Source organism: Streptomyces sp. P3, assembly GCF_003032475.1.
Lineage (GTDB): Bacteria > Actinomycetota > Actinomycetes > Streptomycetales > Streptomycetaceae > Streptomyces.
The window spans coordinates 6,894,702-6,908,503 of the sequence record NZ_CP028369.1 but is presented as its reverse complement, the minus strand read 5'-3'; the positions used below and the strand labels follow the sequence as shown (position 1 = coordinate 6,908,503).

Below are 13,802 nucleotides of genomic sequence, written 5' to 3'. Positions count from 1 at the left end.
GTGATGCAGGTCTCACTACCCCCGAACGGGGGTGTGCGGCACCACGCCGCGCGGAAAGGGCGAGAACGTGGCAGCAGACGCGGCCGGAACGGTGGAGATTCGCGGTGCGCTGGCGCGGCTGCGCCGGGCGACCGGGTTGCCGGTCGCCTTCGGCGGTCTGGTGGAGCCCGGGCGCCGACGCATGCGGATCAGCGAGTTCAGCGGCGCGGCCGGGCTCGCCTTGCGCGGGCTGGCGGTGACGTCCGGAAACGGGCTCGGCGGCAAGGCGGTGGCACTGGCCCGTCCCTGTGCGGTGACCGACTACTCGCTCTCCCGGCAGATCAGCCACGAGTACGACGCGGCCGTCGCCGAGGAGGGCCTGCGGTCGGTGCTGGCGATCCCGGTGGTGGTCCGGCGCCGGGTGCGCGGGGTGCTGTACGGGGCGCTGCGCACGGCGCAGCCGCTGGGCGACCGTACGCTGACCGCGGCGGCGCAGGCGGCACGGGACGTGGAGCAGGCGCTGGTCGTCGAGGACGAGGTGCGGGGGCTGCTGACGGCGGCCGGGCCGGGCTTCGGAGCGGGTGCCGGGCCGGGTGCCGCCGCGGGCGAGGGAACCGCCGCGGGCCCGGAGGGGGCGGTTGACTGGGAGCAGGTACGCGAGGCGCACGCGGCGCTGCGGGCCCTGGCCCCGCGGATCGCCGACCCCGCGCTGCGCGCCGACCTCCTCCACGCCTGCCGACTGCTGGCCTCGGGGCCGCCGCAGGAGCCGGCCCGGCAGCCGGTCGTCCTGGCCCCGCGAGAACTGGACGTACTTGCGTGCGTGGCGGCGGGGGCGACGAACGGGGCGATCGCCGAGCGGCTCGGGCTGCGGGCGGAGACGGTCAAGGGCTACCTGAGATCGGCGATGCGCAGACTGGGCGCGCACACCCGGGGAGAGGCGGTGGTCGCGGCCCGCAGAGCGGGTCTGCTGCCGTAGCGCGAGCGGTCGGCGCGCCCCTCGTCCGGGGTGCGGGAGACGTCCGGGCACGGCGGTCCGAGCACGGCGGAGGCAGCGATCACATCCGGCCAAGGAGGCCCCTCACGACAAGGAACCATTCACTCACCGTTGCCATGAATTTCCCTATGCGTCACGTTGTTATATCCCTCACCACGATCCGCCTCCGAATTTCAAAGAGTCGTTGCCTAGAATTTGGCCCGGACACGACACTCAGAAGGGAGCGGTGACCGTGCGACGGGACTTCAAGGAGCCTGCCAGATGCCGCCCCGACCTGGTCATCGGCAGGGAGGAGCTGGTCACGTCCGCCCGTGACCAGCTGACGCGCGGCGGCAGTGTGCTGCTGCACGGCCCGGCCGGAATAGGAAAGTCGACCGTGCTGCGGGCATTGGCCGCGGATTACGGCGAGGCGGCGCGCACCGTCCTGCGCTGCTCGGCGACCGAGTCCGAATCCCACCTCCCGTTCCTGGCGCTGGCGGACCTCTTCGGCCTCGTCCTGGACGAGATCTCGGACAAGTTGCCCGCCGCGCAGCGCACGGCCCTGGAGTCGGCGCTCACCGGCCGCGGCGAGTCGACGCTGCAGCGCGACGGCCTCGCCCTGCGACTGGCCGTGCTGTCCGCACTGCGCGTCCTCGCCGCCGCGGGCCCCGTCCTGCTCGTCGCCGACGACCTGCAGTGGCTGGACTCGGCCAGCGCCGAGCTCCTGGGTTTCGCCGCCCGCCGCCTCGGCGACACCCCCGTCCAGCTGCTGTGCGCGGTGCGCACGGAGGGACAGGAGTACGACCGGCATCTACGCGCGTCCCCGCCGGACACCCTCGCGGTCCGCCTCAACCCGCTCTCCCGCAACCAGGTCTCCGCGCTTCTCGACCACCGCGGCTACACCGACCTGCCCCGCTCCACGGTCCGGGAGATCCATCGCACCAGCGGCGGCAACCCCCTGTTCGCGCTGGAGCTCGGCCGCGCCCTCGGAGAGAACCCGACGCCGCCCCGCCCCGGCGAGCCGCTGCCGGTGCCGACCTCGCTGCGCGCCCTGGTCCTCAGCCGTCTGGACATGCTCTCCGACGAGGCCCGGCGCACCCTGCTGGTGGCCAGCGCCGGCGCGCGCCCCACGCTGGCCCTGCTGCACGCGGCCGGCCGGGAGAACGCCGAGGCGGAGACCGCGCAGGCGGCGGCCCTCGGACTGCTGGCGACCGAGCCGGAGGGCCCGGCCGTCCGGTTCGCGCATCCGCTGATCTCCGCCGCGCTGTACGCGGAGGCCCCCGCGCTGGAGCGCCGGGCCGCGCACGCCGCGCTGTCCACCGCCGCCTCCGACCCGATCGAGCGGGCCCGCAACCTCGCCATGGCCACCACCGGCACCGACCCGGAGGTCGCCGCCCGGCTCGCCGAGGCCGCGGCCCTGGCCCGCGACCGGGGCGCCCCGTCGGTGGCCGCCTCGCTCGGGCTGCTCGCCGCCCGGCACACCCCGCCCGACGGCACGCCCGGCCCGGACGAACACCGGCTGTGCGCCGCCGAGGACGCCATCACCGCCGGCGAGGTGGACCTGGCCCGGGACATCGCGCGTGAGGTGCTGACCCGGGCGACCGTCCCCGCCGACCGGATCCGCGCCTGGGAGGTGGTCATCGAGGCCGCCGGGCAGGCTCTCGGCGACGTCGACGCCGTCTTCCCGCAGGCCCTCGCCGACGCCGGCGACGACCCCCGGCTGCTCGCCCTGGTCCACTACCACCTCGCCTGGCGCAAGCTGATCGTCGAGGGCGACTTCTCCGAGGCCCGGCAGGAGGCCGCGCACGCGGCGGAGCTGGCGGCGCGCGGCGACGACCGGCGCACCGAGCTGATGGCGCTGTCGTTCCAGTCGTCCACCGAGACCCTGATGGGCCATCCGAACGCCCCCGCGACCATCAAGCAGGCCATGAGGGAGCCTCAGGACCCCTACGTGGCCTGCCACCACAACGGCGTCGGCGCGGCGAGGTTCCGGTGGCTGATGATGAGCGACCAGCTGCCCGAGGCCCGGTCGACCATCACCGCGCTGCTGCGCGAGGTCCGGCGGCGCGGCATGGTCGAGAGCGAGGTGCACTTCCAGCGCTTCCTCGCCGAGACCGAACTGCGCTCCGGGCACTGCGGACGCGCCCTCGACCTGGCCCGCGAGAGCCTCAGGCTGGCCCGTGACTCGGGTATCGGCCTGGGCGCCTCCGCGATGCTGGCCTCCCTCGCCGAGGCTTCGGGCGGCGACGTCGGACAAGCGCTGGCACTGGCCCGGGAGGCGGCGGGGCGGGCCGAGGAGGACGGCGACCAGATGTACCTCTCCCGCGCCCTGGCCGCGCTGGGCCACGCCCAGTTCGTGGCCGGCGACGCGGCGGGCGCGGTCGGCTCGCTGCGCCGGGTGCGCGAACTGGAGCAGGGCCTGGGCATCACCGACCCCGCGCGGGGCCGGTGGCAGGGCGACCTGGCCGAGGCGCTGGTCCGGGTCGGCGAGCCGGGCGAGGCGCAGGACGTCATCGCCGTGACGCGCGAACACGCGCTGCGGCTGGACCGCGAGAGCGTACTGGCCGTGCTGGACCGGGCGGAGGCCCTGGTGCGGGCGGCGCTCGGCGACCACGAGGGGGCGCTGTCCCGGCTGACGTCCGTTCAGGACCGGCTCGCCAAGCTCGGCTACGGGCTGGAGGAGGCGCGGGCGGCGTTCGCGCTGGCCCGGCTGCGCACCGGGCGGCCGGGGCCGACGTCGTACGACGAGGCGGCACGGCTGTTCCGGCGGTGCCGGGCGCTGCCCTGGCTGCGTCAGGTGGACGAGGCCGCCGCACAGGGCGCGAGCCAGCCGTCCGCCCTCACCGCGCAGACCCCGCCCTCCGACGCGCTGGCGGGACTGGCCGCGATGGAGCGTCAGGTCGCGGCGCTCGTCATGGAAGGGGCGACCAACCGGGAGATCGCCGCGCGGCTGTTCATCAGCGTGAAGACGGTCGAGGCGACCCTGACCCGGGTCTACCGCAAGCTGGGGATCCGCTCGCGGGTGGACATCGTCCGGTTGGCGGCGGGGCGTCACTCGAAGTGAGGATCGCGCGGGTTAACTGCCCCTCGGGGGCGACCTTCGCGCAGGACGTCCCCCTGAGCGAGGGTGCGGCGACGGTGCTGCCGGACCGAGGGTTTTCCCTGCCTCAACTCCCTTAGGGGGTTCCCTCATTGGGGACGCCGGGCACCGGGTCCTAGCGTAAGGGACGTGCCGCTCGCCCGGGCACACGGGGGTCGGTCCCGCGACCCCCGTGCACACCCCCCACACCCGCGCGACCCCCCACCGGCAACCCCTCGAGGAGTTCCATGTTCGGGCTCAACCGCGTGAAGAGAACCGCCGCCGTCATCGCGGCGACCGCCGCCACGGCGGCGACCGTACTGCTCGGCGCCCCCACCGCCGTCGCAGCCCCGCAGCCGATCGTCGGCGGCACGACGACCACGACCACGGCGTATCCGTTCATGATGCAGATCACGGACGCCTCGCAGAACCAGTTCTGCGGCGGCACCCTCGTCTCGGCGACCAAGGTGGTCACCGCCGCGCACTGCATGGTCGGCGAGACCACGAGCAGTGTGCGCGTCGTCGGCGGCCGCACCTACCTCAACGGCACCAACGGCACGGTCAGCCGGGTGAGCAGGATCTGGATCAACCCGGGATACACGGACGCCACCAACGGCGACGACGTGGCCGTCCTGACCCTGTCGACGTCGATGCCGTACACCAAGGCGTCGTACGTCTCCTCGTCCCAGACCGGCGTGTACGCGGCCGGCACCACCGCCCGCATCATCGGCTGGGGCACCACCTCGGAGAACGGCAGCTCCTCCAACCAGCTGCGGACCGCGACCGTCCCGATCGTGTCCGACTCCAGCTGCAAGAGCTCCTACGGTTCGGACTTCGTCCAGACCGACATGGTTTGCGCCGGATACTCCTCCGGCGGCACAGACACCTGCCAGGGCGACAGCGGCGGTCCCCTGCTCATCGGGGGCGTCCTGGCAGGGATCACTTCTTGGGGCGAGGGCTGCGCGGAAGCCGGTTACCCGGGTGTGTACACCCGGCTGACCACCTTCTCCAGCCTGGTGACCGCGCAGGTCAACTCGTAGCGGCCGGGCAGCCCCCGAGAAACTCCTGAGCACCCCTCAGGGAACGACCAGGGGGCGCTGCGAGCCTCCACGAGCGGCCCGCAGCGCCCCCTGTCCATCCGTCCACGCCCCACCGGTCGCCGGTGGGGCGTTCCGCATGGTGCACGCACGGCCCCGGCGGGGCGTCACCCGGCCGTTTCGACTGTTACCGCCGCAACACCATCACCACTCGCTCCGCCGTTACCACCGTTGCTGGCATTTCCACTGTTACCGCCATTACGGTCGGTTACCGCTATTTCAGTCGTTTACCGACGTTCCGATGTTTCCGTCGTTTTCTGCTGTTTCGTCGTTTCCGCTGCTGTTTCCGTTGCTTCCGCTCTTTCTGCTGTGTTCGCCGTTCCCGCCGTGTCCTGACGTTCCCGCCGTGTCCTGACGTTCCCGCCGTCAGGGCCGGAGGACCGTCCCGAACCGGATGTCGTAGGACTCCCCGGGGTGCATCACGGCCAGCACACGCTCCCCCTCGGCGAGCACGTCCCGCTTCTGTGCGCCGGTGAGGCGGCCGAAGGGCTCGACGACCAGGGTGTCCCGGTCCAGTCTCCACACGCCCGCGAGGAAGCCGTCGACCAGGAAGGTGCAGTACGCCTGGTTGCCCTGCCAGGAACGTCCCCAGTACTCGGGCGGGATGACGCGACTGCGGTCGGCGTGGGAGAGGAGAAGGTTGTCGAACTCGGCGAGGAACCGCGGCGGGGCCGGGGTTTCGGGGTCGGGGCGCGGGGCCTCGGGCAGGTCGAACAGCTCGACGCCGTGATCGTCCCGGAAGACCGACAGGTGCGGGCGCAGACCTGCGAAAGCCTCGCGCAGCCGGGTCAGGCCGGCCCAGGTCTGCATGTCCTTGACGGAGGCCGGACCGAAGGCCGCCAGATAGCGCAGGACGACGGCGTCCGCTGCGGGCGCCTGCTGTGCGGGGCGGCCCAGCCAGTGCTCGGCGGTGGTGAGGGCGACCTGTCCGCTCCGGCCCCACAGCCCGCGCGGAGTGACCTGGACCAGGGGCAGTCGGCAGCGGGCGGCCACGGCGAGGGACTGCGGGTCGGCGTCCGGCCACTCCACGGTGAGCGCCTCTCGCAGTTGGCCCATGGTGCGCGGCTCGTCCTCGACCAGCTCGCGGGCAAGGACTGCGAGCCGGTCGAGGTCGACCCCCACGAGTCCCTTGCGGAAGTTGGCCAGCTCCCGGTCGCGGGCGGGCTGGACGAGCGGCCGGAGGGTCAGGCAGTCGTCCGCGGTGTGGGTGTGGATCGTGGAGCGCATGCTGACGATCCGGACGACCTCGCGGTCCGCCATCAGCCCCGACAGCTGCTCCGGGACGAAGCCTTCGAGGCGGGCAGCGAGCGCGTAGTACGGCGGCTTGACGTTCTGCGCCTGCAGTCCGAGCAGGTGCTCCACCGCGGCCTTGGCGGACAACTCGGCCGGGCTCAGCAGCAGTTGCCGGGCGAGGGTGGCACGGTTGAGGGCCCGGGCGTCGAGCACGGGGCCCGCCGGGGAGGTCGTCTTCGTCATACGGCCAAGCTAACCGGGCTTGCGGACAGGCCCTGTCCGCAACGCGGCGGGGAGGGCAGACGGGACGGGCCGGGGCGGCTGTGGGGCCGCCGCAGGGGGCGAGCGAGGGAACGGGGGCGCGGGGCGAGAGCCGTCTCGGGCTCGGCCCCACCTGAGGCGCGGCACCCGGATGCCCGGCAGGACGGAGGGGCCGGCATTGCCGTGTTCGCGCGGCCGTCGGCGCGCTTCGTGACGGCAAGCCCGGCTGTTCGTGACGGTCAAGCCCGGCTGTCGGCGGGTCCGGGAGGACGCACCGGGTCAAGGGGCGGGACGAAGCCGAGTGGCCGGGTGGAGCTGGTGGGGCGGGTGGAGCTGGTGGGGCGGGTGGGAGGACGGTGGTCCGGCGAGACCGGGTTCCCGGGTGCCGAGGGGGGTGAAGAAGCGTTCCACATCCGTGTCGGCGACCTCGGCGAGGGTGGCCGGCGACCAGCGCGGGGCGCGGTCCTTGTCGACGATCTGGGCGCGGACGCCCTCGACGAGGTCGGGGCTGGTCAGAGCGGCGCACGAAACGCGGTACTCCTGGTCCAGCACCTCCTCCAGCGAGCCGAGCCGCCGGGCACGGTGCAGGGCGGCCAGGGTGACCTTCAGCGCGGTGGGCGACCGGGTGAGCAGGGTCTGCGCGGCCTCCGCGGCGGCCGGGTCGCCGTGGGCGAGCAGGCGCCGGACGATCTCCTCGACCGTGCCGGCGGCGTAACACGCGTCGATCCACCCGCGCGCCGCGGCCAACTCCCCCTGCGGCGGGGGCTGCTCGTGACGGGCCACGGCCTCGCCCACCGGCAGGTCGGCGAGTTCGGCGAGAAACGTGGGGAGCGAGGCGGACGGCACGTAGTGGTCGGCGAGTCCGCACAGCACGGCGTCCCCCGCGCCGATCTGCGCGCCCGTCAGGGCGAGGTGGACGCCGAGTTCACCCGGCGCACGGCCGAGCAGATGGGTGCCGCCCACGTCGGGCACGAATCCGATGCCGGTCTCGGGCATGGCGATCCGGGAGCGCTCGGTGACGACCCGCACGCCGCCGTGCGCGGAGACGCCGACGCCGCCGCCCATGACGATGCCGTCCATGACGGCGACATAGGGCTTGGGGTATCGGGCGATACGGGCGTTGAGACGGTACTCGTCTCGCCAGAAGGCCGCCGAGGCCGTGCCGTCACCGTCGCGGGCGTCGTCGTGGACGGCGCGGATGTCGCCGCCCGCACACAGGCCGCGTTCCCCCGCGCCGGTGAGCACGACGGTCTCGACGGCGGGGTCGTGCTCCCACGCGGTCAGCGCGTCGTCGATCCTGCGCACCATCGCATGGTTCAGGGCGTTGAGAGCGCGTGGGCGGTTGAGGACGAGGCGGGCGGCCCGGCCGACCGTCTCCAGCAGGACGGGGGCGTCGGCGCCGGTCATCAGCGGGCCCCCGTCCTGTAAAGGGCTTCCTTGCGGGAACGGGTTTCTTTGCGGGAACGGGTTTCTGTCCCGGGACGGGAATCCGTCAGGCCGCGGGACGCGGTGCTACACATGATCTCGTCGATCCCCTTCCGGAGTCCGGTGGACGCGTTTCACCGACGATCTTCTCAGGAGGCTCGCCGACCCGGTCGTGGGGCCCGGTCCCAGCCCTCACCGGACCGTGCGGCCGGGTGCGGCCACGCCGTGGCCCCGCCGTGGTCGCGCCCTGCCCGGCCCGTCCTTCCCTCCCGGCCCGTCCCGGCCCGTCCTGCCTGTCGGGCCCGTCCTGCCCGGCTCGCCCGCCTTCCCGCCCGGGACTTCGGTCGCGCCCTGCGCCGGCTTTCCGTGCCCCACGACGGATACTCGGCGAAGCCGAACCGCCGAGGCCGAGCAGGAGGCCGCCATGGCCATGGACTTCACCGCCGAGACCGCGACGGACGCGGTCGTGGACAGTTTCGCCCGCACCCCCGACCCCCGGTTGAGGGAGCTGCTGACCGGCCTCGTACGGCATCTGCACGACTTCGTGCGGGAGACCGAGCCGACCCGGGCCGAGTGGGAGCGGGCGATCGCCTTCCTCACCGAGGCCGGGCAGCGGTGCGACGACACCCGGCAGGAGTTCATCCTGCTCTCGGACGTCCTGGGCGTGTCGATGCTCGTCGAGGCGATCAACGACCGCACGGAGCCGGCCGCCACCGACTCCACGGTGCTCGGCCCGTTCCACATGGTCGAGTCACCTGCGCGGGCGCTCGGGGACACCGTGGACCTGGTCGGCGCCGGTGAGCCCTGCCTCATCAGCGGCCGGGTCGTGTCCGTCGACGGCATCCCGCTGCCCGGCGCGACGCTGGACGTGTGGCAGGCCGACGGCCAGGGCTTCTACGACGTCCAGCAGCCCCGGAAACAGCCGCCGGGCAACGGCCGAGGCCTGTTCACCACGGACTCCGAGGGTCGCTTCCGGTTCCGCTCGTGCGTGCCGAGCCCGTATCCGATCCCCACGGACGGACCGGTCGGGGCGCTGCTCGAGGCCACCGACCGCCACCCCTACCGGCCCGCCCACATCCACTTCATCGTGAGCGCCGACGGCCACCTGCCCGTGACGACCCACGTCTTCGTGGCGGGCAGCGACTATCTGGAGTCGGACGCCGTCTTCGCCGTCAGGAGGAGCCTGGTGCAGGAGTTCGCCGAGGTGGACGACCCGGCACTGGCGGCATCGTCCGGCCTGGCCAACCCCTTTCGCCGGGCCGTCTTCGACATCGTGCTGCAGCCGGTCACGGCATGACCGGGCCGGCCCTGGACTTCACCTACCAGTCCCAGCCGATGCGCGTCGTGTTCCGGCCGGGTGCCGTGCCGCACGCGGTGGCGGCGGAGACCGGGCGGCTCGGCCTGCGCCGCGTCCTCGTCGTCTGCGGCGAGCGCGGCCGGGACACGGCCCGCGCCGTCGCCGCCGCGCTCGGCGACGAGTGCGCGGGGGTGCACGCGGGCGCGCGCATGCACGTACCGGTCCGGACGGCCGAACGAGCCGTCGAGGCGGCGCGCGAGGCCGGAGCCGACGGCTGCGCCGCGGTCGGCGGCGGCTCCGCGATCGGGCTCGCCAAGGCCGTCGCCCGCCGCACCGGCCTGCCGGTCGTGGCCGCCCCGACGACGTACGCGGGGTCGGAGATGACGCCGGTCTGGGGCGAGACCGAGGACGGGGTGAAACGCACCGGGCGCGATCCGCGGGTCCTGCCGCGCAGTGTCGTGTACGACCCGCTGCTGACGCTCACCATGCCGGCCGCGCAGTCCGCCGCGAGCGGGATGAACGCGATGGCCCACGCCGCCGAGGCGCTCTACGCCCCGGACGCCTCGCCGGTCGTCGCGCTCATGGCGCAGGACGGCGTACGGGCACTGGCACGCGCCCTGCCAGAGGTCGTCGCCGATCCCACCGGGCCGGCCGCCCGTGCCGGCGCCCTGTACGGGGCCTGGCTGTGCGGCGCCTGCCTCGGCGCGACCTCCATGGGCCTGCACCACCGGCTCTGCCACGTGCTCGGCGGCACCTTCGGCCTGCCGCACGCCGAGACGCATGCCGTCGTCCTGCCGCATGTGCTGGCCTTCAACGCGCCGTCGGCGCCCGCCGCCACGGCTGCGCTGCGCCGTGCGCTCGAGGTAGCGGACCCGGCCCGGGAACTGTACGAGCTGGGCGGGCGGCTGGGTGTCCCGCGTTCCCTCGCCGCCCTCGGCCTGTCCGCCGCAGACCTGGACCGTGCCGTCGGCGCCACGCTCCGGGCGCCGTACGCCAACCCCCGCCGCGCCTTGGCCGGGGAGTTGCGGGCGATCCTGCAAGCGGCGTTCGACGGTGCGCCGCCGTCCCGCGGCTGACCTCGAACGCGGCCGTGCGGCGGCCCGGACGTCGCCGCCTACGTGACGCACGGACCGGGGTCGGGCTTCCGCCGACGCCTCCCACGGATCGCCGTCGCCACCCGCCCCCCGGGGCGGAGACACCCCGCTGCTCCTGCCCCTGCCCCTGCTCCTGCTCCTGCTCCTGCTCCTGCTCCTGCTCCTGCGAGCTTCCTCCCGGGGGACCGGCGACTTTCAGACTTGTACAGCTCGTTTTCTTGAACCGTTCGTGTCTATGCCGTAGGTTCGCAGGCATGACAGCACCCGGTACACCGACCACCGCCGAGGAGCTGCGCGGTGCCGGCCTGCGGGTGACGGCCGCCCGGGTCGCGCTTCTCCAGACCGTCCGAGCGGGCGACCACCTCGGTGTCGAGGCCATCGCCTCCGGGGTGCGCGACCGCGTCGGCCACATCTCGCTGCAGGCCGTCTACGACGCCCTGCACGCGCTGACCACGGCCGGGCTGGTGCGCCGCATCGAGCCACCGGGCAGCCCCGCCCGGTTCGAGGGGCGCGTCGGCGACAACCATCACCACCTGGTGTGCCGGGCGTGCAGCGCCGTCGTCGACGTCGACTGCGCCGTCGGCCACGCCCCCTGTCTGACCGCCTCCGACGACCGCGGCTTCTCCATAGACGAGGCCGAGGTCATCTACTGGGGCCTGTGCCCCGACTGTTCGACCGTTCGCAGCACCTGAGCGTCCGCAGCACCGATCATCCGCACGACCCCCGCGCCTCCGCAGGACCCGGGACCCTGGACCGGGGAACCCGAATCCCTGCGAAACCTGAGCATGTGATCCGACCAGCCCAGAAGGATTCCCCCATGACCGAGAACCATGACGCGATCGTGACCGACTCGAAGGCGGCGGAGGCAGGTGGCTGCCCGGTCGCGCACGGCCGTGCCGCGCACCCGACCCAGGGCGGCGGCAACCGCCAGTGGTGGCCGGAGCGGCTCAACGTGAGGATCCTCGCGAAGAACCCCGCCGTGGCGAACCCGCTCGGCGAGGGCTTCGACTACGCCGAGGCGTTCAAGGCGCTCGACCTGGCCGCCGTGAAGGCGGACATCGCCGAGGTGCTCACCACCTCGCAGGACTGGTGGCCGGCCGACTTCGGCAACTACGGCCCGCTGATGATCCGCATGGCCTGGCACAGCGCGGGCACCTACCGCATCAGTGACGGCCGCGGCGGCGCCGGCGCCGGTCAGCAGCGGTTCGCCCCGCTCAACAGCTGGCCGGACAACGCCAACCTGGACAAGGCCCGCCGTCTGCTGTGGCCGGTCAAGAAGAAGTACGGCCAGTCCATCTCCTGGGCCGACCTGATGATCCTCACCGGCAACGTCGCGCTCGAGCAGATGGGCTTTTCGACCTTCGGCTTCGCCGGCGGCCGCGAGGACGTCTGGGAGGCGGAGGAGGACGTCTACTGGGGCCCCGAGACCACCTGGCTCGACGACCAGCGCTACACCGGCGACCGTGAGCTGGAGAACCCGCTCGGCGCCGTCCAGATGGGCCTCATCTACGTCAACCCCGAAGGCCCCAACGGCAACCCGGACCCGCTGGCCGCGGCCCGCGACATCCGTGAGACGTTCCGCCGGATGGCGATGAACGACGAGGAGACGGTCGCCCTGATCGCGGGCGGTCACACCTTCGGCAAGACTCACGGCGCGGGCCCGGCGGACAACGTCGGCGCCGACCCCGAGGCCGCCTCGCTGGCCGAGCAGGGCCTCGGCTGGAAGAGCGGCTACGGCACCGGCAAGGGCGGCGACACCATCACCAGCGGCCTCGAGGTCACCTGGACCTCCACGCCGACGCAGTGGAGCAACGGCTTCTTCGACAACCTGTTCGGCTTCGAGTGGGAGCTGACGGAGAGCCCGGCCGGCGCGAAGCAGTGGGTGGCCAAGGACGGCGCCGGCGCGGGCACCGTCCCGGACGCGCACGACACGTCCAAGCGGCACGCCCCGACGATGCTGACGACCGACCTGTCGCTGCGCTTCGACCCGATCTACGGGCCGATCTCACGCCGCTTCCACCAGAACCCCGACCAGTTCGCGGACGCCTTCGCCCGCGCCTGGTACAAGCTCACCCACCGCGACCTGGGCCCGAAGTCCCTGTACCTCGGCCCGGAGGTCCCGGCGGAGACCCTGCTGTGGCAGGACCCGCTGCCGGCGGCCGACGGTGAGGTCATCGGCGCCGAGGACGTCGCGGCGCTCAAGGCCAAGCTCCTCGCCTCCGGCCTGACCGTCTCGCAGCTGGTGTCCACCGCGTGGGCCTCCGCCTCCACCTTCCGCGGCAGCGACAAGCGCGGCGGCGCCAACGGCGCCCGTATCCGCCTCGAGCCGCAGCGCGGCTGGGAGGTCAACGAGCCCGACGAGCTGGCGCAGGTGCTGCGCGTCCTCGAGGGCGTCCAGGCGGAGTTCAACTCCGGCGCGAAGAAGGTCTCGCTGGCGGACCTGATCGTCCTCGGCGGCGCCGCCGCCGTGGAGAAGGCCGCCAAGGACGCCGGACACGACGTGCAGGTCCCGTTCACGCCGGGCCGGGTGGACGCGTCGCAGGAGCAGACGGACGTCGAGTCCTTCGCCGCGCTCGAGCCGACCGCCGACGGTTTCCGCAACTACCTCGGCAAGGGCAACCGTCTGCCGGCCGAGTACCTCCTCCTCGACCGGGCGAACCTGCTCAACCTGAGCGCTCCGGAGCTGACGGTCCTCGTCGGCGGCCTGCGCGTGCTGGGCGCGAACCACGGCCAGTCCTCGCACGGCCTCCTCACCGACGCTCCCGGCACACTGACGAACGACTTCTTCGTCAACCTGCTCGACCTGGGAACGACCTGGTCGTCGACGTCCTCGGACGAGTCCCTCTTCGAGGGCCGCGACGCCGCCACGGGCGAGGTGAAGTGGACCGGCACCCGGGCCGACCTGGTCTTCGGCTCGAACTCCGAGCTGCGCGCGGTCGCCGAGGTCTACGCGAGCGACGACGCGAAGGAGAAGTTCGTGACGGACTTCGTCGCGGCGTGGGCCAAGGTCTCCGACCTCGACCGCTTCGACCTGGTCTGAGGGGCGGGCCGCTCGGCCTGGCCCGACGGGCGGGCCGCTCGGCCTGATCCGACGGACCGGTCGATCGGCCTGATCCGACGGACCGGTCGATCGGCCTGATCCGACGGACCCGGCTTTCCGGGAGAACGGAACAGCAACACCAGGGCGTCCGGCCCGGTCCTCAAGGGCCGGGCCGGTCGCCCTGGCGCGTCCACCGCCGCCCATTCGCCGCGAACCGGGGGTGCGGTGACAGATGTTTCTCCGGTTCCTCACGTTGTCCCACGAGGGCGGTGGGACTGTCGAAACCATTGACTGGGGCATGTACGGCCCATATCTTCTGGCCGA

General features: G+C 73.3%; 9 protein-coding genes. 7 read left to right on the top strand and 2 right to left on the bottom strand.

Annotation, left to right across the window (positions count from 1 at the left end; all coding sequences use genetic code 11):
- Positions 1 to 67 precede the first annotated feature (67 nt).
- The 3 genes from C6376_RS30250 to C6376_RS30240 all read left to right on the top strand — a co-directional run bounded on the left by C6376_RS30250 (position 68) and on the right by C6376_RS30240 (position 5,071).
- Entirely contained in the window at positions 68 to 955 is an 888-nt protein-coding gene (locus C6376_RS30250) for a LuxR C-terminal-related transcriptional regulator (protein ID WP_107449274.1), read from the top strand.
- Between the two features lie 244 nt (positions 956 to 1,199).
- On the top strand, positions 1,200 to 4,016 hold the full coding sequence (locus C6376_RS30245; protein ID WP_107446321.1) for a LuxR family transcriptional regulator: 2,817 nt from the start codon (positions 1,200 to 1,202) through the stop codon (positions 4,014 to 4,016).
- A 263-nt stretch (positions 4,017 to 4,279) separates the two neighbouring features.
- Positions 4,280 to 5,071 (top strand): trypsin-like serine protease, encoded by a 792-nt coding sequence (locus C6376_RS30240; protein WP_107446320.1) that lies wholly within the window; start codon positions 4,280 to 4,282, stop codon positions 5,069 to 5,071.
- Positions 5,072 to 5,494: 423 nt separating this feature from the next.
- Here the strand turns inward: C6376_RS30240 and C6376_RS30235 are convergent, their stop codons facing one another.
- Positions 5,495 to 6,604, bottom strand: a complete 1,110-nt coding sequence (locus C6376_RS30235) for a winged helix DNA-binding domain-containing protein (RefSeq protein WP_107446319.1) — start codon at positions 6,602 to 6,604, stop codon at positions 5,495 to 5,497.
- A 297-nt stretch (positions 6,605 to 6,901) separates the two neighbouring features.
- Entirely contained in the window at positions 6,902 to 8,029 is a 1,128-nt protein-coding gene (locus C6376_RS30230) for an enoyl-CoA hydratase/isomerase family protein (RefSeq protein WP_107446318.1), read from the bottom strand.
- A 442-nt stretch (positions 8,030 to 8,471) separates the two neighbouring features.
- Here C6376_RS30230 and C6376_RS30225 point away from each other — a divergent pair, with 442 nt between their 5' ends.
- The 4 genes from C6376_RS30225 to katG all read left to right on the top strand — a co-directional run bounded on the left by C6376_RS30225 (position 8,472) and on the right by katG (position 13,478).
- Positions 8,472 to 9,344 carry a dioxygenase gene (locus tag C6376_RS30225; RefSeq protein ID WP_107446317.1) on the top strand — a complete coding sequence of 291 codons (873 nt, stop codon included), beginning with the start codon at positions 8,472 to 8,474 and terminating at the stop codon, positions 9,342 to 9,344.
- Entirely contained in the window at positions 9,341 to 10,420 is a 1,080-nt protein-coding gene (locus C6376_RS30220) for a maleylacetate reductase (RefSeq protein WP_107446316.1), read from the top strand. The genes C6376_RS30225 and C6376_RS30220 overlap by 4 nt, the downstream gene beginning before the upstream one ends.
- A gap of 272 nt (positions 10,421 to 10,692) precedes the next feature.
- On the top strand, positions 10,693 to 11,130 hold the full coding sequence (locus tag C6376_RS30215) for a Fur family transcriptional regulator (RefSeq protein WP_107446315.1): 438 nt from the start codon (positions 10,693 to 10,695) through the stop codon (positions 11,128 to 11,130).
- A 125-nt stretch (positions 11,131 to 11,255) separates the two neighbouring features.
- A complete protein-coding gene (gene katG / locus C6376_RS30210; protein ID WP_107446314.1) occupies positions 11,256 to 13,478 on the top strand; it encodes a catalase/peroxidase HPI in 2,223 nt (740 codons plus the stop codon).
- Positions 13,479 to 13,802 lie beyond the last annotated feature (324 nt).